Source organism: Nocardiopsis sp. iso_40, assembly GCF_056173285.1.
Genome location: NZ_CM149666.1, coordinates 1222113 through 1241169, shown reverse-complemented (window position 1 = coordinate 1241169; position 19057 = coordinate 1222113). Strand labels below are relative to the sequence as shown.

The 19057-nt window shown below is 71.3% G+C and carries 19 protein-coding genes; 10 read left to right on the top strand and 9 right to left on the bottom strand.

Annotated features, from left to right (window positions below; genetic code table 11):
• Positions 1-12 precede the first annotated feature (12 nt).
• Together AC0VYD_RS05490 and AC0VYD_RS05485 are read right to left on the bottom strand one after the other, a co-directional pair.
• The gene (locus AC0VYD_RS05490; RefSeq protein WP_475478872.1) at positions 13-198 is read right to left on the bottom strand and encodes a hypothetical protein; all 186 of its coding nucleotides are present in this window, start codon (positions 196-198) and stop codon (positions 13-15) included.
• A 136-nt stretch (positions 199-334) separates the two neighbouring features.
• Complete coding sequence (locus AC0VYD_RS05485) at positions 335-1939, bottom strand: PucR family transcriptional regulator (RefSeq protein WP_475478871.1); 1605 nt, start codon at positions 1937-1939, stop codon at positions 335-337.
• Between the two features lie 183 nt (positions 1940-2122).
• Between AC0VYD_RS05485 and AC0VYD_RS05480 the strand changes: the two genes are divergently transcribed.
• Together AC0VYD_RS05480 and AC0VYD_RS05475 are read left to right on the top strand one after the other, a co-directional pair.
• On the top strand, positions 2123-3409 hold the full coding sequence (locus tag AC0VYD_RS05480) for an aspartate aminotransferase family protein (RefSeq protein ID WP_475480192.1): 1287 nt from the start codon (positions 2123-2125) through the stop codon (positions 3407-3409).
• 29 nt (positions 3410-3438) lie between these two features.
• On the top strand, positions 3439-4947 hold the full coding sequence (locus AC0VYD_RS05475; RefSeq protein WP_475478870.1) for a CoA-acylating methylmalonate-semialdehyde dehydrogenase: 1509 nt from the start codon (positions 3439-3441) through the stop codon (positions 4945-4947).
• Between the two features lie 284 nt (positions 4948-5231).
• On the opposite strand, the gene AC0VYD_RS05470 is transcribed toward AC0VYD_RS05475, so the two are convergent.
• Positions 5232-5474 carry a hypothetical protein gene (locus AC0VYD_RS05470; protein WP_473036386.1) on the bottom strand — a complete coding sequence of 81 codons (243 nt, stop codon included), beginning with the start codon at positions 5472-5474 and terminating at the stop codon, positions 5232-5234.
• A 240-nt stretch (positions 5475-5714) separates the two neighbouring features.
• Positions 5715-6527, bottom strand: a complete 813-nt coding sequence (locus AC0VYD_RS05465) for a carbon-nitrogen hydrolase family protein (RefSeq protein ID WP_475478869.1) — start codon at positions 6525-6527, stop codon at positions 5715-5717.
• Between the two features lie 122 nt (positions 6528-6649).
• Between AC0VYD_RS05465 and AC0VYD_RS05460 the strand changes: the two genes are divergently transcribed.
• The 3 genes from AC0VYD_RS05460 to AC0VYD_RS05450 are packed head-to-tail and all read left to right on the top strand — an operon-like array spanning position 6650 to position 9887.
• Complete coding sequence (locus AC0VYD_RS05460) at positions 6650-7315, top strand: TetR/AcrR family transcriptional regulator (RefSeq protein WP_475480191.1); 666 nt, start codon at positions 6650-6652, stop codon at positions 7313-7315.
• Between the two features lie 47 nt (positions 7316-7362).
• On the top strand, positions 7363-8292 hold the full coding sequence (locus AC0VYD_RS05455; RefSeq protein WP_475478868.1) for an ABC transporter ATP-binding protein: 930 nt from the start codon (positions 7363-7365) through the stop codon (positions 8290-8292).
• A complete protein-coding gene (locus tag AC0VYD_RS05450) occupies positions 8289-9887 on the top strand; it encodes an ABC transporter permease (protein ID WP_475478867.1) in 1599 nt (532 codons plus the stop codon). The genes AC0VYD_RS05455 and AC0VYD_RS05450 overlap by 4 nt, the downstream gene beginning before the upstream one ends.
• Positions 9888-9910: 23 nt before the next feature.
• On the opposite strand, the gene AC0VYD_RS05445 is transcribed toward AC0VYD_RS05450, so the two are convergent.
• Together AC0VYD_RS05445 and AC0VYD_RS05440 are read right to left on the bottom strand one after the other, a co-directional pair.
• Entirely contained in the window at positions 9911-10237 is a 327-nt protein-coding gene (locus AC0VYD_RS05445) for a transcriptional regulator (protein ID WP_475478866.1), read from the bottom strand.
• A 2-nt stretch (positions 10238-10239) separates the two neighbouring features.
• Positions 10240-10854, bottom strand: coding sequence for a hypothetical protein (locus tag AC0VYD_RS05440; protein WP_475478865.1), 615 nt, complete (start codon positions 10852-10854; stop codon positions 10240-10242).
• 143 nt (positions 10855-10997) lie between these two features.
• Here AC0VYD_RS05440 and AC0VYD_RS05435 point away from each other — a divergent pair, with 143 nt between their 5' ends.
• The 3 genes from AC0VYD_RS05435 to AC0VYD_RS05425 all read left to right on the top strand — a co-directional run bounded on the left by AC0VYD_RS05435 (position 10998) and on the right by AC0VYD_RS05425 (position 13976).
• Positions 10998-11852 (top strand): alpha/beta hydrolase, encoded by an 855-nt coding sequence (locus AC0VYD_RS05435; RefSeq protein ID WP_475478864.1) that lies wholly within the window; start codon positions 10998-11000, stop codon positions 11850-11852.
• Positions 11853-11978: 126 nt separating this feature from the next.
• Positions 11979-13349, top strand: coding sequence for an amidohydrolase family protein (locus tag AC0VYD_RS05430; protein ID WP_475478863.1), 1371 nt, complete (start codon positions 11979-11981; stop codon positions 13347-13349).
• A 3-nt stretch (positions 13350-13352) separates the two neighbouring features.
• Complete coding sequence (locus AC0VYD_RS05425; protein ID WP_475478862.1) at positions 13353-13976, top strand: TetR/AcrR family transcriptional regulator; 624 nt, start codon at positions 13353-13355, stop codon at positions 13974-13976.
• A gap of 3 nt (positions 13977-13979) precedes the next feature.
• Here the strand turns inward: AC0VYD_RS05425 and AC0VYD_RS05420 are convergent, their stop codons facing one another.
• On the bottom strand, positions 13980-14453 hold the full coding sequence (locus AC0VYD_RS05420; RefSeq protein ID WP_475478861.1) for a hypothetical protein: 474 nt from the start codon (positions 14451-14453) through the stop codon (positions 13980-13982).
• Positions 14454-14459: 6 nt separating this feature from the next.
• Positions 14460-15557, bottom strand: a complete 1098-nt coding sequence (gene rlmN, locus AC0VYD_RS05415; protein ID WP_191268293.1) for a dual-specificity RNA methyltransferase RlmN — start codon at positions 15555-15557, stop codon at positions 14460-14462.
• 211 nt (positions 15558-15768) lie between these two features.
• Here rlmN and AC0VYD_RS05410 point away from each other — a divergent pair, with 211 nt between their 5' ends.
• Together AC0VYD_RS05410 and AC0VYD_RS05405 are read left to right on the top strand one after the other, a co-directional pair.
• Positions 15769-16854, top strand: coding sequence for a suppressor of fused domain protein (locus AC0VYD_RS05410; protein ID WP_475478860.1), 1086 nt, complete (start codon positions 15769-15771; stop codon positions 16852-16854).
• Between the two features lie 174 nt (positions 16855-17028).
• Positions 17029-18255: an MFS transporter gene (locus AC0VYD_RS05405; protein ID WP_475478859.1), complete on the top strand. Its 1227-nt coding sequence runs from the start codon at positions 17029-17031 to the stop codon at positions 18253-18255.
• On the opposite strand, the gene AC0VYD_RS05400 is transcribed toward AC0VYD_RS05405, so the two are convergent.
• Entirely contained in the window at positions 18241-18636 is a 396-nt protein-coding gene (locus AC0VYD_RS05400) for a BlaI/MecI/CopY family transcriptional regulator (RefSeq protein WP_475478858.1), read from the bottom strand. The two genes, AC0VYD_RS05405 and AC0VYD_RS05400, sit on opposite strands and share 15 nt — an antisense overlap.
• Positions 18637-19057: the final 421 nt, after the last annotated feature.

Sequence of the window (19057 nt, the reverse complement as noted above, 5' to 3'; positions counted from 1 at the left end):
CCCCGTCAGGGCTCAGCAGTACGAGTAGCCGGTGCAGCTCGGCGGACCGGGGTGGCCCGACCGGGCACAGCAGTACCGGCGCTGGCAGGGCGGCCTGACCGGGTTGTACTCGTACCAGCACTGCGTCGCCGAGGCCCGGGCCCGGGGCACGAGGAGGGACAGGATGTGGTCGCTCAGCGCACCGATCCTTTCCACCATTGCGTGGGTCCTTTCTGTTGCGGCCGACCCGGCTCCTCCGGTCGGCTCGACGCAACTGTAGGGCGGCCCTCGATAGCCCTCCTACACACCGGATACACCGCGTGCGGGCCCCACCGGTCCCCGGGCGGGTCCTTCCTCAGCGCTCGTTGCGGACCGAGTCCAGCGACAGCAGCGCCACGTGCAGCGACAGGCACGTCTCCACCGACTCCAGGTCCGCGTCGAGCACGTTGGAGATCCGGCGCAGCCGTTCGTAGAAGGCCGGCCGGGACAGGTGCGCGCGGCTCGCGGCCAGCGCCTTGTTGCGTCCCGCGCCGAGGTAGTGGCGCAGCATGTCGGCGAGGTCCCCGCCGTGCCTGGCGTCGTGGTCCAGGAGCGGGCCGAGTTCGCGCTCCACGTAGGTCTGGAGGCGCTCGTCGTCGCGGAACAGGTGCAGCAGCCCGCGCAGGTGCAGGTCGGGCAGCCGGTAGAAGGGGCGCCGGTCGCTCTGCTTGATGGCCACGTCACCGACCTGGCGGGCCTCCAGGAAGGACCGGCGCACCTCACGGATGCCGTCGGCGGTGGAACCCACCGCCAGTACGGCCGCGTCCCCGACCGCCCCCCGGAGGCGGTCCGCGAGCAGGTGCAGTGCGGCGTCCAGGCCCTGACGGTTCGGCAGGGCCAGCAGGATGCCCACGCGCAGGTCGTCCAGGGAACCCACCAGGGCGGGCAGGCGGAGTTCACGGCAGGCCCTGGCCGCGCCCTCGGCCGTGTCGGACAGGCGGGCCTGGGCGGCCAGACCCGTCCCGCCCTCGCGCAGGCGCAGGACGAGTCCGACCAGTTCACGGCCGTTGAGGGGCACCCCGACCGCACGGGCCCGGACCAGGGCCTCCTCGGGGTCGGAGTAGGCGCGGTCGATGATGCCCGCGATGATCGTGCGGTGGGTCTGGCGCTCCAGGCTCTCCTGGTGGCGTTCCAGCAGGCGCCCCAGGGCGAGGGTGGTGGCCGCCCGCTCGATGAGCATGGTCTGGCGGGCGGTGGGCGTGGCTCCGGCGATGAGGATCAGGCGGCCCCAGTCCTGCCCCCGGGCGCCGACCGGGGTGACCAGCCACCCGGTGGCGGGCGCGTGCACGGTACGGGTTCCGGTGCGGATCGCGCGTGAGCGGCTCTCCCATGAGGTCAGCAGGGTCCCGGGGTCCTCGCCGTTGAGGTCGCAGGCCAGGACCTGGTGGGTGAGGTTCTCCAGGACGATCGGGCAGCCGGAGAGCTGGGCGGCCTCGTGCAGGATCTGTCCGGTGTCGGCCCCCTCGACGGAGAGCTGGGTGAAGACCGAGTGGAGCTTCTCGGACTCGCGCAGCTCCTCCAGCTGTTCGTTGACCACCCGGATGTGCACGGCCTCGGTGATCTCGACGAAGCGCGCCTCCCGGTCGAGCAGGATGACGGGGATCCGGGCGTCGCGGGCGGCGTCGAGGAAGGCCCCGGGGAGTTCCGCGTGGTACTTGCGGCCGAGCTCGACCGCGATGCCGCTGACCCCGGCGTCGGCGATGTCCTCGATGTAGCGGCGCAGGGCGTCGGGGTCGTCGGGCATGGCGATGCCCGTGCTGAGCACCAGCTCCCCGCCGCGCAACAGGTGGGCGAGGTCGGTGACCTCGGCGATGTGCACCCAGCGAACGGCCACGTCCAGGTACTCGGAACCGGCCACCACACGGGGCCGGGCCCGCTGCAGGGCGGGGAGTCGGAGGACCTCGGCAAGGGTGGGAAGCACCCTGACAGTCTAGGACGTTCTGTCAGCCAGGAGGGCATTTCGCTTTACATCGTGCACTCGTGGACAGGGCTGTGAGCTCCGCTTCCATAGTCCGGCGGGCACTTTACAGACCGTAAACGCGCCCAGCATGTTGTCAACATGCTGATCCTGGCCATGCCCTCCGCTCCCGGGGAGACTGAGGGCATGTCGGAACTGCTCTCCCGCCACCGCGCGGTCATGCCCTCCTGGTTGCCCCTGTACTACGAGTCCCCGCTGGAGGTCGTCAGCGGCAGGGGAGCCCGTGTCACGGACGCCGAGGGACGCACCTACCTGGACTTCTTCACCGGCATCGTGACCAACATGCTCGGTTACGACGTCGCCGAGGTGCGCGAGGCGGTGGAACGCCAGATCGCCAAGGGGGTCGTGCACACCTCCACCCTGTACCTCATCCGCTCCCAGGTGGAGCTGGCGGAGAAGATCGCCCGCCTGTCCGGGATCCCCGACGCCAAGGTGTTCTTCACCAACTCCGGCACCGAGGCCAACGAGACCGCCCTGCTCCTGGCCACGCACGCGCGCGGCAGCGACGAGGTGCTGGCCATGCGCGGCAGCTACCACGGACGCTCCTTCGGCACCGTGGCGGTGACCGGCAACAAGGCTTGGAAGAACTCCTCGCTGTCGCCGCTCAACGTGCACTACCTGCACGGCACCGACCACGCCTCCCCCGCCTTCCGCGGGCTGTCCGAACGCGAGTACGTCGACGTGTGCGTGACCGACCTGCGCGAGGTCCTCGACACCGCCGCTCCCGACGTGGCCTGCCTGATCGCCGAGCCGGTCCAGGGCGTCAGCGGGTTCGCGATGCCGCCGGACGGCCTGTACGCCGCCTACAAGGAGGTCCTCGACGAACACGGCATCCTGTTCGTCTCCGACGAGGTGCAGACCGCCTGGGGACGGACCGGGACCAGCTTCTTCGGGATCGGCAACCACGGGGTGACCCCGGACGCCATGACCTTCGCCAAGGGGCTCGGCAACGGCTTCGCCGTGGGCGGCGTCGTGGCCCGCGGTGACCTGATGGACGGGCTCACGGCGCTGGGCGTGGCCACCTTCGGCGGCAACCCGGTGTCCATGGCCGCGGCCGGGGCCACCCTCGACTACGTCCTGGAGCACGACCTCCAGGGCAACGCGCTGCGCCAGGGCGCCACGATCGTCCAGGGCCTGCGCGAGCTGCGCGAACTGCCGTGCGTGAAGGACGTCCGGAGCAAGGGCCTGATGTTCGCGGTCGAGATGGTCGACCCGGAGACCGGCGCCCCCTCCGCACCGCTGGCGGGGAGGGTCCTGGAGGCCACCCGGGAGCGCGGCCTGCTGGTGGGCAAGGGCGGCGTGCACGGCAACGTGCTGCGCATGGCCCCGCCGCTGACCCTGTCGGCCGAGGAGGCCGCCGAGGGCCGGGACATCCTGCTGGACGCCGTCCACGCGGTCGCCGACCGGGCATGAGGCCCCGTGACGAGGAGGAAGGGGAGACCATGAGCGAGCACGTCACCCACTGGATCGGCGGTAGGGCGCACGAGGGGCCCGCCGAACGCACCGGGGACATCTACAACCCGGCTTCCGGCCAGGTCACCGGCACGGTGGACCTCGCCGGCCCCGGCGAGGTCGGAGCCGCCGTGGCCGCGGCCGCAGCGGCCTTCCCGGGGTGGCGGGACACGTCGTTGTCCAGGCGCGTGCAGACGCTGTTCCGGTTCCGGGAGCTGCTGCGCGCCAACAGCGACCGGCTGGCCGCCCTGGTCAGCGCCGAACACGGCAAGGTCGTCTCCGACGCCCGGGGCGAGGTGGCCCGGGGCCTGGAGGTCGTCGACTTCGCCTGCGGCATCCCGCACCTGCTCAAGGGCGGCTACTCCGAGAACGTGTCCACCGGGGTGGACTCCTACTCGATCCTGCAGCCGCTCGGCGTGGTCAGCGGGATCACCCCGTTCAACTTCCCGGCGATGGTCCCGATGTGGATGTTCCCGGTGGCGATCGCCTGCGGCAACACCTTCGTGCTCAAGCCCAGCGAGAAGGACCCCTCCGCGTCGCTGCTGCTGGCCGAGCTTTGGGCCGAGGCCGGACTGCCCGACGGGGTCTTCAACGTGGTCCACGGCGACAAGGTCGCGGTGGACGCGATCCTGGAGCACCCGGACGTGGCCGCGGTCAGCTTCGTGGGGTCGACCCCGATCGCGCGGTACGTCTACCGGACCGCCGCCGAGCACGGCAAGCGGGTGCAGGCGCTGGGCGGAGCCAAGAACCACATGGTCGTGCTGCCCGACGCCGACCTGGACCTGGCGGCGGACTCCGCGGTCTCGGCCGGGTTCGGCTCCGCAGGCGAGCGGTGCATGGCCGTCTCCGCGGTCGCGGTGGTGGAGTCGGTCGCCGACGACCTCCTGGAGCGGATCAGGGAGCGCGTCGCACGGCTGCGCGTGGGCCCCGGCGACGACGACCGCAGCGAGATGGGCCCGCTCGTCACCCGTGAACACCGGGACAGGGTCGCCTCCTACCTGGAGTCGGGGGTCCGCGAGGGCGCGACCCTGGCCGTCGACGGACGGGTCCACCCGGTCCTGGGCGGCGCCCCGGAGGGGTTCTGGCTGGGCCCCTCCGTCCTGGACCACGTCGGTCCGCGGATGTCCTGCTACCGGGAGGAGATCTTCGGCCCGGTGCTGAGCATGGTCCGGGTCGGCGACTACGACGAGGCCGTCAGGCTGGTCAACGACAACCCCTACGGCAACGGGACCGCGGTCTTCACCAACGACGGCGGCGCCGCACGGCGCTTCCAGAACGAGATCGAGGTGGGCATGGTGGGCATCAACGTGCCCGTCCCGGTACCCATGGCCTACTACTCCTTCGGCGGCTGGAAGCAGTCGCTGTTCGGTGACTCGCACGCGCACGGCACGGAGGGTGTTCACTTCTACACCCGCACGAAGACGGTCACGGCCCGCTGGACCGACCCGGGCAAACGGCCCGAAGGCGGCGTCAACCTGGGCTTCCCGACCAACGGCTAACCGGAGTTCACCGAAATAACGGTCGGATGTCTCTCACTGACGGTCTACGGAGGGCGACACGGAGTATCGTTGTGCACCGACGCCCCTCACGGGGCGTGGCCGTGGGCCACGTACGTCACGAGAGACCATCCTGGATGGACACGCTCATTTCCCCTCCTCCCCATGGAAGCGGGCGTGTCAGCGGAAGCGCTCCGGGTCCGCACGACTCCCCCCGGACCCGGAGCGCGACCGTCTCCTCCTCTTCGCTTCCCCTCTTCGCCGACCGCCCGCGGCCGCCACCCGTGTCAGCGGGCCGCGACCAGCGGTTCGCCCGCGGAGACCGGCTGGTAGCCGATGATCCCCGCGCACTCGTCACATCCGTACACGTGACTCCCGTCCGGCTGTTCACCCAGGACCCGGCGGGGCCGTGGCCACTTGGTGTGGCAGACGGCGCAGGCATCCCCCATGCGCTGCGCCCTGCTCAGCCAGCTCGGGTCGTAGACGTAGCTTTCGGATGCGGTGTCAGGCGTCGTGTCTGGTTTGCACATAGTGCTCGTTCCGCGCAATGTCCTTGCTCCCCCCGTGGTTTAGGACAGCCTGGCGGGCCGATAGTTACCGGCTCTTAATTGAATCAGAAGCTCTCGGCGCCTGGAAGGGCCCGGACCGATCTAAATCACTCCGTGCACGGCGATCATAACCCTAAGTAACGGACCCTGGGAAGACCCCAGAACACAGTCGGTTTTTCATACGAAGCGCCAGAAATGTACGGACGGAGGGGGACCTGGGGCTCAGTCCTCGTCCTGCGGGGTGACCCCGAAACGGCGCAGCGACAGCGCCGGATTAGTGACACGCACCGCCTCCACACGCGCGGCCGAAACCCGGGCGGAGGCGACCTCGAAGGCCTGTTCCCCCAGTGCCGCGAGCGCGGTCCCCATCGGATCGATCACCATGCTGTTGCCCGCCCCGGTGGGCGCCGCCTGCCCCGCCGCGGCCACGTAGACCGTGTTCTCGATGGCGCGGGCCCGGGCCAGCGTGCGCCAGTGGTCCTCCTTCAGCGGACCGGGCACCCACTGGGCGGCCAACAGCACCACGTGCGCGCCGGCGTCGGCGATCCGCCGCGTCACCTCGGGAAAGCGCAGGTCGTAACAGGTCTGGAGGCCGAAGACCACGTCGTCCACGGTGAAGGTCTCCGGTGCCTCGATCGGCCCCGGGGCCACCACGTCCGACTCCTTCACCCCGAAGGCGTCGTAGAGGTGGATCTTGCGGTAGAGCGCGATCCGCTCGCCCTCGGGGGAGAGCGCGACGAGCGTGTTGGTGAAGCGGGTGGCGCCCTCCCCCTCGGACTCGTTCACCCCCAGCACGAGGTAGACGCCCTCACGGCGGGCGGTGTCCGCGGCGTCCGCGAGGAAGGGGCCGTCCAGGGGCTCCGCGGCCCCGACGTAGCGGTGGTCGGTGCGCGGCGCGGTGAACATCGTGTACTCGGGAAACAGCACGACCCGCGCCCCGTCGGCGGCCGCACGGGCGGTCAGCTCCGCCACCGAACGCCGGTTCTCGGCCTTGTCCTGACCCGGCGCGAACTGGGCGACCGCGACCTGCACCATCGAACTTCCCCCTCGTGGCCTGGACGCGACCCCTCCGGCCGCGCCGAACGTGCCCCGAGTGTACGTCCCCGGCCCAGGCGGCCCCTTGCGTCATGACTGAACAGACGTTTAATCTATTGAACATGGGTTCAAGGAAGAAAACTCCTCCCGACGAGGACCTCAGCACCCGTGCGCGCATCCGCGACGCGGCCGTCGCCTGTTTCGGCGAACGGGGGTTCGGCGTCACCGTGCGCGCCATCGCGGAACGGGCGGGGGTCTCACCCGGGCTGGTCATCCACCACTTCGGCAGCAAGGCAGAGTTGCGGGAGGCCTGTGACGAGCACGTCAGGCGGGTCGTCTACGAGACCAAGAAGGAGTCGGTGAGCCGCCCCAGCGCGGACGGGATGGCCCGCTCACTCCAGGAGATCGACAGGTACTCCGGGCTGCTGGCCTACCTCTTCCGCTCCATGCAGACGGGCGGGGACCTCGGCCGCCACCTGTACGAGGCGATGGTGGCCGACGTGGAGAGCTACCTGGAACTGGGCGTGCGGGAGGGCACCGTACGGCCCAGCCGCGACCCGGCCAAGCGGGCCCGCTGGCTCGCCGCCAACGGTTTCGGGTCGCTCCTGGTGCTCGCCACCCTGTACCAGGACCAGGAGAACCCCGACTTCGGCCGGGTCCTGCGCGACTGGCAGGAGCAGTACGTCCTCCCGGCCCTGGAGGTGTACACCGAGGGCCTGCTGGTGGACCGCACCATGCTGGACGGCTACCTGCTCTACGTCAGCGATCCCCCCGAGAAGGAACGCTGACCTCCCCCAGAACAGAGGATCCCCACCGGACCAGGAGTCGCACCACCATGACCGCACCCGTCATCGACGCCCGCGGCGTCGACAAGTACTTCGGACGCTTCCAGGCGCTCGACAAGCTCGATCTCACCGTGGAAGCCGGCCAGGTCGCCGGGTTCCTCGGCCCGAACGGCTCGGGCAAGTCCACCGCCATCCGCGTCCTGCTCGGCCTGCTCCGCGCCGACTCCGGCAGCGTCCGGCTCCTGGGCGGCGACCCGTGGAAGGAGGCCGTCGCCCTGCACCGGCGCCTGGCCTACGTGCCCGGGGACGTCTCACTGTGGTCGAACCTCACCGGGGGCCAGGCCATCGACCTGCTGGGCCGCCTGCGCGGCGGGCTCGACACCCGGCGCAGGAAGGACTTCCTGGAGCGCTTCGAACTCGACCCCAGCAAGAAGGCCCGGACCTACTCCAAGGGCAACCGGCAGAAGGTCGCCCTGGTGGCGGCGCTGGCCTCCGACGCCGAACTGCTCATCCTCGACGAACCCACCTCCGGCCTGGACCCGCTGATGGAGGCGGTGTTCACCGAGTGCGTACGCGAGGTCAAGGAGGAGGGGCGCACGGTCCTGCTCTCCAGCCACATCCTGTCCGAGGTCGAGAAGCTCTGCGACACCGTGACCATCATCCGGCAGGGACGCGCCGTGGAGTCGGGGACCCTGGACGACCTGCGCCACCTGACCCGCTCCACCGTGCACGCGGAGGTCGGGGGCGACCCAGCCCCCCTCTCCGCCCTGCCCGGGGTACACGACCCGGAGATCGACGGCCGCCGGATCTCGTTCTCGGTGGACCACGAGCACCTGGGACCGGTCCTGAGCGAGGTCACCTCCCTGGGGGTGCGCTCCCTGGTGAGCAACCCGCCCTCGCTGGAGGAACTGTTCATGCGCCACTACGGCGACGAGACGGCCGCGCCCGACGGCGGCGCCGAGGGAGGTGAGCGCAGGTGAGCGGCTTCACCGGCACCGGAACGCTGACCCGGTTCATCCTGCGGCGCGACAGGATCCGCCTGTCGGTGTGGACCCTGGCACTGGCCGGGACCACAGCCGCCACCGTCCCCGTCCTGGACGACATGTTCTCCACCGAGGAGGAGCGCCAGGGCCGCGCCGCCCTGATGGACACGCCGACCGGCATCGTCTTCGGCGGCCCCGGGTACGGGCTGGACGACTACACCCTCGGTCCGATGATGGTCAACGAGATGACCATGACCCTGCTCATCGCCATGGCGGTGATGAGCATCCTGCACGTCATCCGGCACACCCGGGCCGAGGAGGAGAGCGGGCGCGCCGAACTGCTGCGCGCCAACGTCCTGGGCGGCGGAGCGCCGATGGCCTCGGCCCTGCTGACGATCACGCTGGTCAACCTGCTCATCGGCGGGACCATCGCGCTCACGCTGATCGGTTTCGACCTGGCTGCCGCGGACTCGCTCGCCTACGGCCTCGGCCTGGCGCTGGGCGGGATCACCTTCGGCTCGATCGCCGCCGTGTGCGCCCAGGTCTCCGGGCACGCACGCACCGCCTCGGGGCTGGCCTTCCTGGCCGCGGGCGTCCTCTTCATGCTCCGCGTGGTGGGGGACATGGCCGAGTCCGGCGGCAACCTGCTCTCCTGGCTCTCCCCGTTCGCCTGGGGGCAGCAGGCCCAGCCCTTCCACGATCTGCGCTGGGCCCCGATCGCCCTGTACGGCCTGGTCATCGTGGCCCTGGTGGTCGCCGCCCACCTGCTGTCCGGCCGCCGTGACCTGGGCGCCGGCCTGGTCGCGGCCCGCCCCGGCCCGGAGGGGGCCGGTCGGCTGCTGCGCGGTGTGACCACCCTCCAACTGCACCAGCAGCGCGGCTCGATCATCGTCTGGACGCTGGCGGTCCTGCTGTTCGCGGTCTCCTTCGGCACCCTCGCCGCCGAGGTCGAGGGGATGTTCGAGACCAACCCGGACCTGCAGGCGGTCTTCGGCACCGGCGTCGACGACGTGATCGGCGGGTTCCTGTCCTTCGTCACCAGCTACGTGATCATGGGCGCCGCGGCCTTCGGCGCCCTGTCCGTGCTGCGGCTGCGCGCGGAGGAGGACTCCGGCCGCACCGAACTGGTCCTGGCCACCGCGGTGGGCCGGGTGGCCTGGCTCGGTTCCGCACTGGCGGTGGCCGCCCTGTCGACCCTGTTCGTCGTGGTGGCGGGCGGCCTCGGGCTCGGCCTGGGCGCCGCCGCCGTCCTGGAGGACGGGGCGTGGGTCGGCCGACTGCTGGAGGCGGTCCTGGCCCAGCTTCCGGCGGCACTGGTGTTCGGCGCCCTGGCGGCCCTGCTGCTGGGGGCCGCCCCGAGGCTGACCGGCCTGCTCTGGCTGTGGCTGGGGTACAGCATCCTGGCCACCGTGATGGGCGGTCTGCTGGAGTTCCCGGAGTGGGCGATGAACCTCAGCGCCTTCGAGATCCTGCCGCGGCTGCCGGTGGAGGACTTCGAGCCCCTGCACTACGTCCTGTACGCGGGCGCGGTCCTCCTCCTCGGTGCGCTGTCGCTGGTCGGGTTCCGCAACCGAGACCTGGCCACGGCCTGACACCGCCGGACCGCCACCGGGGGTCACTCCCCGGGGGCGGTCCAGTCGCGTGCGGCGTCACGCAGCCGGGTCAGCCGGTCCCAGTACTCGGCGACGGTGTCACGCCCGGCCGGGGTGAGGCTGATCGTCGTGCGCGGGCGCCCCTCGGAGGTCTTGAGGATCTCCACGATTCCGCCCGCCTCCAGCTTGGACAGGTGGCTGGACAGGTTGCCCTTGGACAGTCCGGTGATCCGCTGCAGGAAGAGGAAGTCCGCGCTCGCACAGGAGAGCAGGGCGCTGGTGATCGCCAGCCGCGAGGGTTCGTGCACCAGGCGGTCGATCTCCGCCATGTCCTCGAAGGGCGTGCCCATGGTCAGTCGGTCTCGCTCTCTGCCACCGGTCGAAGGGTGCGCACCAGCGTACGGTGGTCGAGCAGCCCGTTCACCACGAACAGGACCGCCACGGTCACCTGGGCCAGGTTGGGGTACTCCCACTCGAAGGGGTGCGCCCCGGAGGGGGTGAGCGTCCCGAGGGGAGCCAGGAACAGCACGGCCAGGAGCGCGGCGCTGACCAGGTAGTGGATCCGCTTCCGCCAGGGGCTCCCGACCATCATGAGGAAGACACCGACCATGAAGGCGGTGAAGAGCCACACCCCGTTCACCCCGAGGTTGTTGGCGACGGCGATCGCGGTGAAGAAGGCCACGAGGACCAGGGCGGGCAGGAACGTGCGCGCGGCGATCCGTTGTGGTGTCTGCAACGGCCGGACGTCACCGAAACGCCGTCGGTAGTACGCCCTGACCAGCAGGCCCAGGACAACGAACACGGGCAGCCCCAGGATCAGGGGGCCCAGGTTCCCGTTCCGAACGAGGAACGCCATCGTGCCCAGGAAGAGGCCGATGATGACCAGGTAGAGACCCTTGAAGTCGGTGTAGTTGGCGGTGACCGCTCGGGCGTTCTCCAGACGGTCGATCTCGTGGGGGGTGGGCATCCGAGCCTCCGGTTTGTAGTGCAAACCTTTTCTTCACCATAGGCGGCCTCCTCTTTGGTTTGCAATGCAAACCTGGATGCTTCCGCTCGCCATCGGGTAACCCGCACCGCAGGAACACCGAAAACCCGTTGAAGGGAACCATCGTGAACAGCGCCAACACCCGCTCCCCCGGGCGCCGGGGAAGGCGCATCCTGATCGTGGCCGCGGTGGTGGCGCTTGTACTGGTGGTGCTGTTGGGACTCCTGTGGGCTGTGCAGAGATCGGTCGTCTACGTGCCCCTGGGCGGGGAGCCCCCGTCCGCCGCCGAGGTGATCGAGGGCGCCGAGGACGTGCGCCTGCGCACCGGGGACGGACTCGAACTCGGCGGCTGGTTCGTTCCCGCCCGGGACGCGGACCGGGAGACCGCCGTGCTGGTGGCCAACGGCAACGCGGGGAACCGGGAGAGCCGGGCGCCCCTGGCCCGCGCCCTGGCCGCCGAGGGGTTCTCCGTGCTGCTGTTCGACTACCGGGGCTACGGCGGCAATCCCGGAGGCCCCTCCGAGGAGGGGCTGGCCGCCGACGTCCGCGCCGCCGCCTCCCTCCTGGAGGAGCGGGGCTTCGGCCCCGCAGACACGATCTACTTCGGGGAGAGCCTGGGCGCCGCGGTGGTCGCGGGCCTGGCCGCCGAACGGCCGCCCGCCGCGCTGTTCCTGCGCTCGCCGTTCAGTTCCCTGGCCGACATGGGCGCCCACCACTACCCGTTCCTGCCGGTGCGCCTGCTGCTGCGGGACCGCTACCCGGTGACGGAACGGGTCGCGGGGATCGACCGGCCCACCAGCGTGCTCGTCGGCGACGCCGACCGCGTCGTGCCCCCGGAGCAGAGCCGTGAGGTCGCCGGGGCCAGCGCGAACCTGTTCGAGGAGGTCGTACTGCCCGGAGCCGGCCACAACGACCCCGAGACCGTCCACGGCCCCGAGGTGGTGCGGGCGTTCGTCCGCCTGGCCGACGAGGCGTCCTAGCACCCGCGCCTCTTCGCCCGCACCGCTCCCGGCGAGCACAGCGGGAACCGGCATCTTCAGGAGCACTGCGGACTCTGTTATAAACAGAGCACTCGGTCTATTAAATCGCGAGCCCCTGGAGGGTCGATGGGCGAAACGGACGGCAGGACGGAGAAACACCCCCGGCGCCCCGGGAAGAGCACCCGGAGGCGGTTCCTGCGCGGGCTGCTGGTGCTGGGCGGACTGGGGATCCTCGCCGGAGCCGGAGGCGTGGGCCACTACCTCGCCACCCTGTACCGCCCGCGGGAGGGCCCGCACCGGGGCCGCCTCGCCCTGACCGGCGCCACGGTACTCACCGGGGAGGGCCTGGAACCGCGTGCGGGCACCACGGTGCTGGTCTCCGACGGCGTCATCACCGAGATCGCCGACGACGGCGCCCTGACGCTTCCAGCGGGCACCGTGTCCGTGGACCTGAGCGGCCACACGCTCCTGCCCGGTCTCATCGACCTCCACGTGCACATGGGCTTCCCGCAGCAGGAACCCGGGGAGGGGTTGGGACCGGCCGACATGCCGGGGCTGGTCTACGAGGCGGTGCGCCACGCGCCCACCGCGCGCCGGGCCCTGCTCGAACACGGCGTGACGACGGTGCGCTGCCTGGGCGACGAGCACGCCTGGATCGTGGAGATGCGGGAGCTGCTCCGCGCCGGAGAACTGGAGGGGCCCCGCCTGTACACCTCGGGCCCCCTGTTCACCACCCGCGGCGGCCACCCCGTCGTCACCTTCGGGGTGGCGGCCGGCTCCGACACCGTCCGCCTGCCCGCCACCGCCGAGGAGGCCCGCCGTGCCGTGCGCGAGCTCGCCACCGGCAGCGCTCCGGTGGACCTCGTCAAGGTGGTGCAGGAGCGGGGGGACCCCGCCCGCATGGAGATGGACCCCCTTCCCGCCGGGGTGCTCGGCGCCATCGTGGCCGAGGCGCACGGACACGGGCTCTCCGTCACCGCGCACTGGGGCTCCGAGCAGGACCTGGCCGACGTCCTGGCCGCCGGGGTGGACGGGGTCGAGCACCTGGAGGCCCGGGGCGTCCTCGACGGCTGGCCCGAGGACCTGTTGGCCGAGCTGGTCGAGCGCGACGTCGCTCTCACGCCGACGCTGGCCGTCACCGAGGTGAACACCGACCCGGACCAGCACCGTCTGCTCAGGGACCGGCTGGAGGAGTTGCACGCCGCCGGCGGCCGGATCGTGGCCGGAAGCGACGCGGCCGTGCCCGGGGTCCCCTTCGGCGCCGGCCTGCACCGGGAGCTGGAACTGCTGGCCGGCAGCGGGCTGGGCCCGCAGGCGGCGCTGAGGGCGGCGACCAGCGAGGCCGCCCGGGTGCTGGGAACCGACCTGGTCGGCGCGATCGAGGTGGGCCGCGCCGCCGACCTGGTGGCCGTCACCGGCGACCCGCTGGCCGACATCGCCGCGATCCGCGACGTGGCCGCGGTCTACCGTGACGGCCGCCCGGTGGTAGAAAGGTGAGTCGTGCGCAAGGTCGACCCCGCCCAGTACCGGGCCAAACGCCGCAACGTCATGAACGCGGCCGCCCCGTTGTTCGCCGCCCGGGGCCTGGACGGGACCTCGACCACCGAGATCCGCCGGGCCGCCGGGATCAGTTCGGGTGCGCTGTTCCACTACTTCCCGAACAAGCGCGCGATCTTCGTCGCCCTCCTGACCGACGAGGGGGGTGGCAGCGCCGAGCGGATCGCCGCCGCACGCGCCCACGACGATCCGTGGACGGCCCTCCTGGAACTGGTGGAGCACCTCGCCGCGCCGTCGGCGAGCCCCGTGGCCGCGGGACTGGTGATGGAGGGGCTACGGCAGGCCCAGCGGGATCCCGAACTGGCCGAGGTGCTGGAGGCCGACAGCAGCTGCGAACTCGAAACCCTCACCCACCTGGTGTCCCGGGCCGCCCGGGAGGGCCGGGCCGATCCGGTCCTGAGCCCGGAGGCCACCGCGACCTGGATCCAGACGCTTGTCGGCGCGCTCTTCCTGCGCGCCGCCACCGAACCCGGGTTCGACGCCGCGGCGCACATCCGCGATCTGCGGTCGCTGTTGGTCCGGTTGGTGGGCGGCACCGAAGTCCGGCCCGCCCGGTCCGACGGGTAGGGCTCAGAGGGGCAGGACGTCCATCGCCCAGCCGGGGGCCAGGACCAGGACGAGGAAGCGCGCGGTGCGGGTGACGAAGGTGACCGCGCAGAACAGCACGATGTTCATCCGCAGGACCCCCGCCAGGACGGCCACCACCATGAACGGCGGCACGCTCGCGAAGGAGCTGAGGGCGAGCAGGCCCGCGCCCCAGGCGGGGCGCTCCTCGGCCTTCGCCCGCCAGCGGGCGGTCCGCTCGGCCCACCTGCCCGGGGTGGCGGCCTTCCGCCTGAGCCAGGGCGCGGTGATCGTCCCGTACCCCACGTAGTAGTAGGGGATCTTGCCGAGCGTCTGCCCCGCAGCCGCGGCCACGGCCATCGCCACGAGGGCGCCGTCACCGTTGAGGGCGGCGGCGCCCAGCAGGTAGACCTCGATGTTGATGAGCGGGACCAGCCCTGCCGCGGTGGCCACCACGAAGGCCAGGGCGGTCTCGACCACCTCGGACTACTTCTCGGCGGCGGCGAGCTGTCCGCAGGCGCCGTCGATCTCCTGGCCGCGGGTGTCGCGGACGGTCACCGACACACCGTGGGACTGGAGCCGCCGCACGAACTCGCGCTCGTCCTCCGGACGCGAGGCCGTCCACTTCGACCCCGGGGTGGGGTTGAGCGGGATGAGGTTGACGTGCACCAGGTGGCCCTTGAGGAGCTTGCCCAGCAGGTCGGCCCGCCAGGCCTGGTCGTTGATGTCCTTGATCAGCGCGTACTCGATGGAGACGCGGCGGCCGGTGGTCCCGGCGTAGCGCCAGGCGGCGTCCAGGACCTCCTGGACCTTCCACCGGGTGTTGATCGGCACCAGCTCGTCCCGGAGCTCGTCGTCCGGGGCGTGCAGCGAGATCGCGAGGCGGACCTGCATCCTCTCGTCGATGAGTTTGTTGATCGCCGGGACCAGGCCGACCGTGGAGACGGTCACGCCGCGCTGGGAGATGCCCATGCCGCCCGGGACCGGGTCGGTGATCTGGCGGACGGTCTGCAGCACCCGCTTGTAGTTGGCCATGGGCTCGCCCATGCCCATGAACACGATGTTGCTGATCCGGCCCGGGCCGCCGGCGACCTCGCCGCGGTCGAGGTCGCGGGCGCTGGCGACCACCTGCTCGACGATCTCGCCGGTGGACAGGTTGCGGGTCAGGCCCGCCTGGCCGGTGGCGCAGAACGGGCAGTTCATGCCGCATCCGGCCTGGGAGGAGATGCACAGGGTGACGCGGTCCGGGTAGCGCATCAGCACCGACTCGAACATGACCCCGTCGAAGGCCTTCCAGAGGGTCTTGCGGGTCATCCCATTGTCACAGGTGATGTGCCGGACCGGGGTGAGCAGGGTGGGCAGCAGCGCCTCGCCGAGCTTCTCCCTGGAGGCCTCCGGGAGGTCGGTCATCTTGGCGGTGTCCGACTCCAGCCCGCCGTAGTAGTGCTTGGCGATCTGCTTGGCCCGGAAGGGTTTCTCGCCCAGCTCCCTGACGACCTCCTGCCGCTCTTCGGGGCTGAGGTCGGCCAGGTGCCGGGGCGGCTTGGCGCGACGGGGTGCGACGAATGTGAGCTCGGCGGGCATAAGAATCCGTAAGGAGTGGAGTCGGTGGACTGCGCCCGGTGCGGGAGGGATGTGGTGTCGCGGGTCGTTATACGACCTATACGCGACCGCGGTGCTGCTCCGCCTGTCAGGGCACTAGCGTCGATTCTACTTAATGTGGGGACAGCCCGGGCAGGTCCGCCCCGGCGGCAGCCACGACAACACGAGAGCCCGTCGGTGCCTGGGAGGGCCGGTGACCGAGATCGACGTCCTGCTCGACGAGATCAGTCCTTATCAGAGCCGTCGTGTCGTCGTCGAGTGCGACTCCCACACCACGGCCGCCTACCTGCTGGACGCCCGTGAGCGCATCCGGGTCCCGGTGTGGCTGGCCAACCACGAGATCGCACCCCTGGAGAGCGATTCGAGCGGTCTCTACCAGGGCCGGGCACCGCTGATGCCGGAGGCCTACACCAAGCACCCGCAGGGGCGCCCCCGCTTCGACCCGGCCACGCTGCGCGCGGTGTGGTTCGAGGAGGGCGACGGGGTGGCCCTCGTGGACGAGGAGGGCCTGCTCGCGGTTATACCGGGCTGGGCGGAGGCCGACAGCGGCCTGCCGGGGTACGCCCGGGAGGCGATCGGACGCAGTGCCTACGCCTGGGAACTGGACTCGGTGCGGAACCAGCTGTGGCCGCGGGTGGTGCACGCCGAGGCGTACTGGGACTGGCGGCGGGCCTCGGGCGCCTGGCGCAGCGTGCAGCGGACGGTTCTGAGCCATCTGAACCGCCGGGTGGGCGAGGCCGGACACTACTGGGACGTCTCGGACGGGCACCCGCCGCTGCTGCGGGTCTCGGAGCGCCCGCCCTCGCAGGAGCGGCCGTTCACCGTCCTGTCCACGGTGGGCATGTGCGGGCAGCGGATGCCCACCCTGGACCGGTACATGGCCGACACCTCGGGGTACGCCCGGGTGGAGCTGGCTCTGGCCACCACGCTGCCCGCGCACCACGCCGCGCGGATCTTCCGGTGGATCGGGGCGTTTCCGTGGCGGGCGGTCACCTGGTTCGGGGCCGGGCACACGGTCAAGTGGCTGGACAACCCCGAGGACCGGGCGATGCGCCGGGGCGCGGGCGCGGTCCTGCTGCTGGAGGACCCCGGGGCCCTGGTGGACGACCCCTCCCGGACACCGCCGGACACCTCCGGACTGACCTTCCAGGGCGACCCGGTGCGGTGGCTGTGGATCGTGCCGATCAGCCGCCCCGAGCACCTGTTCGCCAAGGAGCACGACAGCGCCACCCTGGTGGAGAAGCTGGCCGCGGAGGGCCGCAGCTGGGTCCTGGGTTAAAAGCACCTCCCAGCGCTGGGTCCTGGGGTAAAAGCACTCCCCCGGCGCCGGGTCCCGGACTGACGGCGCGGCCCGGCGCCGGGTCGCGCGGCGCCCCGGAAAAGGGATTGCCCCCGCCTCCGCGTTCGGAGACAGTGCTCCGGTCGGCAGGCTGACCGCGGGGACGGATCCGAGATGACACAGACGAGGGGCTCCGGCCCCGGTATCACCGCGCCACTGGCGTACCGGCCCTTCCGGGCCCTGGTCGCGGGCCGGGTCCTGATGCTCTTCGGCAACGGTATGGCTTCGGTGGCCCTGGCCTTCGCGGTACTGGACGTGACCGGATCCCTGGCCCAGGTGGGGCTGGTGGTGGGCGCGCGCTCGGCCGCCAACGTGTCCCTCCTGCTGCTGGGCGGGGTCCTCGCCGACCGGCTGCCGCGCACCCTGGTGATCCGGGGAGCCTGCATGCTCGCGGCGCTCTCCCAGGGGCTGCTGGCTCTGTCCCTGCTCACCGGTACGGCCTCGTTGGCGCTGATGGTCGCGCTGAGTCTGCTGAACGGGGCCGCGGCCGCCGCCAACCTGCCCGCCGTGACGGCGCTGACCCCGCAGACCGTGCCGCACGCCCTGCTGCGCCAGGCCAACGCCCTGGCGGGGATCGCCAAACAACTGGGGATGTTCGCCGGGATGTCGGCGGGCGGCGTGGCCGTGGGGCTCCTGGGGCCGGGGTGGGCGATCGGCGCGGACGCGGTGATGTTCGCCGCGGCCGGGGCGGCCTTCCTCTTCCTGCGGGTGCCGTCCACGGCGGTGCCGGGCGGCAACGGCGTGCTGCGCGACCTGCTGGAGGGGTGGAGCGAGTTCGTGGCGCGGCCGTGGGTGTGGATCATCGTGTTGCAGTTCATGGTGGTCAACGCCGGATGGTCGGCGGCCACCTCGGTGCTGGGCCCGGGGATCGCCGACGCCGCGTTCGGGCGGACCGTCTGGGGGCTGCTGATGGCGACCAACAGCGTGGGGCTGCTGGCGGGCGGTGTGCTGGCGGCCCGGTGGCAACCGCAGCGGGCGCTGTTCTACGGCACGGCGCTGGTCACCGTGCAGACATTGCCGTTCTTCGTGCTGGCCGACCCCTCCCCGGTGGTGCCGCTGCTGTTCGCGGCGATGTTCGTCGCCGGGGCGGCGGTGGAGCAGTTCAGTGTGGCGTGGGAGGTCTCGGTACAGGAGAACGTCCCGCCGGAACGGCTCTCGCGGGTGTACTCCTACGACGCGTTGGGCTCGTTCGTGGCGATGCCGGTGGGGCAGGTGGCGATCGGGCCGGTCGCGGAGGCGATCGGGCCCGGCCGGTCGCTGCTGGTCGTGGCGGCGCTGACGCTGACGGCGACGCTGGCCGCGGTCTGCGCGCGGAGCGTGCGTTCGCTACGCCGTCGGTGAGGTGCGGGGGCGGCCGGCGCCGCGGCGGTCTCGGACCTGGCGGAAAACGTGGTGGAGCCGGGCCATCTCCTCGTCGCTGAAGCGTTCGACGAAGCGGAGCAGGGTCGCGCCGGGGTCGGGACCGGTTTCGAGGACCTCGCCCATCACCCGGGCCGTGTACTCGGCGTGGCTCTCCCTGGGCCAGTAGACCCAGGCGCGACCGTGTTTCTCCCGGTCCAGCAGTCCCTTGTGGAAGAGGATGTTCGCGACCGTCATGACGGTGGTGTAGGCGATGTCCCGGTCGTAGACCATGCTCTCCCGGACCCCGCGTACGGACAGCGGCCCCTCCGAGCGCCACAGGGCACCCATGATGGCCGCCTCCAGTTCCCCGAGCCCCCTCATGCGCCTCCCCCACCCGGTGTGTCGGTGTTTGCACAGGCGATCGTAGGTACCGGCGGGGTCGCGGTGTGGGAGAACCGGGGAGAGCACACAGATCCGGGCACCTCCGCCGCCGATCACCGGCGTTTCACCGCCGGACGGCCCGCGGGCACCGTCGGTTGCTGTCCCGGGGCCCCGCTCCGGCTTCCGCGGGCGGCGCCCCCGCCCCGCCCGGAAACGTGTGACGCGCCACATCGGAGGCGGCCGGAGCCGGACACGCACAAGCACGCCAAAAAACCCGTCAAACATGAGCAAACGCGACACGATGGCCACGCAAGGCAAAGACACGGACACGCAGCGACAAGGTTCGTGTGAAAGATTGTTAGCTATCTCCCAGTTTCAACAACACCGAAGTTCCCGTCAGGGAGGCCGGTACAAGTAGCCT

Coding starts and splice junctions, on each gene's coding strand:
- AC0VYD_RS05490 (WP_475478872.1), bottom strand. CDS start 198: ATGGTGGAAAGGATCGGTGCGCTGAGCGACCACATCCTGTCCCTCCTC.
- AC0VYD_RS05480 (WP_475480192.1), top strand. CDS start 2,123: ATGTCGGAACTGCTCTCCCGCCACCGCGCGGTCATGCCCTCCTGGTTG.
- AC0VYD_RS05475 (WP_475478870.1), top strand. CDS start 3,439: ATGAGCGAGCACGTCACCCACTGGATCGGCGGTAGGGCGCACGAGGGG.
- AC0VYD_RS05470 (WP_473036386.1), bottom strand. CDS start 5,474: ATGTGCAAACCAGACACGACGCCTGACACCGCATCCGAAAGCTACGTC.
- AC0VYD_RS05465 (WP_475478869.1), bottom strand. CDS start 6,527: ATGGTGCAGGTCGCGGTCGCCCAGTTCGCGCCGGGTCAGGACAAGGCC.
- AC0VYD_RS05460 (WP_475480191.1), top strand. CDS start 6,650: ATGGGTTCAAGGAAGAAAACTCCTCCCGACGAGGACCTCAGCACCCGT.
- AC0VYD_RS05455 (WP_475478868.1), top strand. CDS start 7,363: ATGACCGCACCCGTCATCGACGCCCGCGGCGTCGACAAGTACTTCGGA.
- AC0VYD_RS05445 (WP_475478866.1), bottom strand. CDS start 10,237: ATGGGCACGCCCTTCGAGGACATGGCGGAGATCGACCGCCTGGTGCAC.
- AC0VYD_RS05440 (WP_475478865.1), bottom strand. CDS start 10,854: ATGCCCACCCCCCACGAGATCGACCGTCTGGAGAACGCCCGAGCGGTC.
- AC0VYD_RS05430 (WP_475478863.1), top strand. CDS start 11,979: ATGGGCGAAACGGACGGCAGGACGGAGAAACACCCCCGGCGCCCCGGG.
- rlmN (WP_191268293.1), bottom strand. CDS start 15,557: ATGCCCGCCGAGCTCACATTCGTCGCACCCCGTCGCGCCAAGCCGCCC.
- AC0VYD_RS05405 (WP_475478859.1), top strand. CDS start 17,029: ATGACACAGACGAGGGGCTCCGGCCCCGGTATCACCGCGCCACTGGCG.
- AC0VYD_RS05400 (WP_475478858.1), bottom strand. CDS start 18,636: ATGAGGGGGCTCGGGGAACTGGAGGCGGCCATCATGGGTGCCCTGTGG.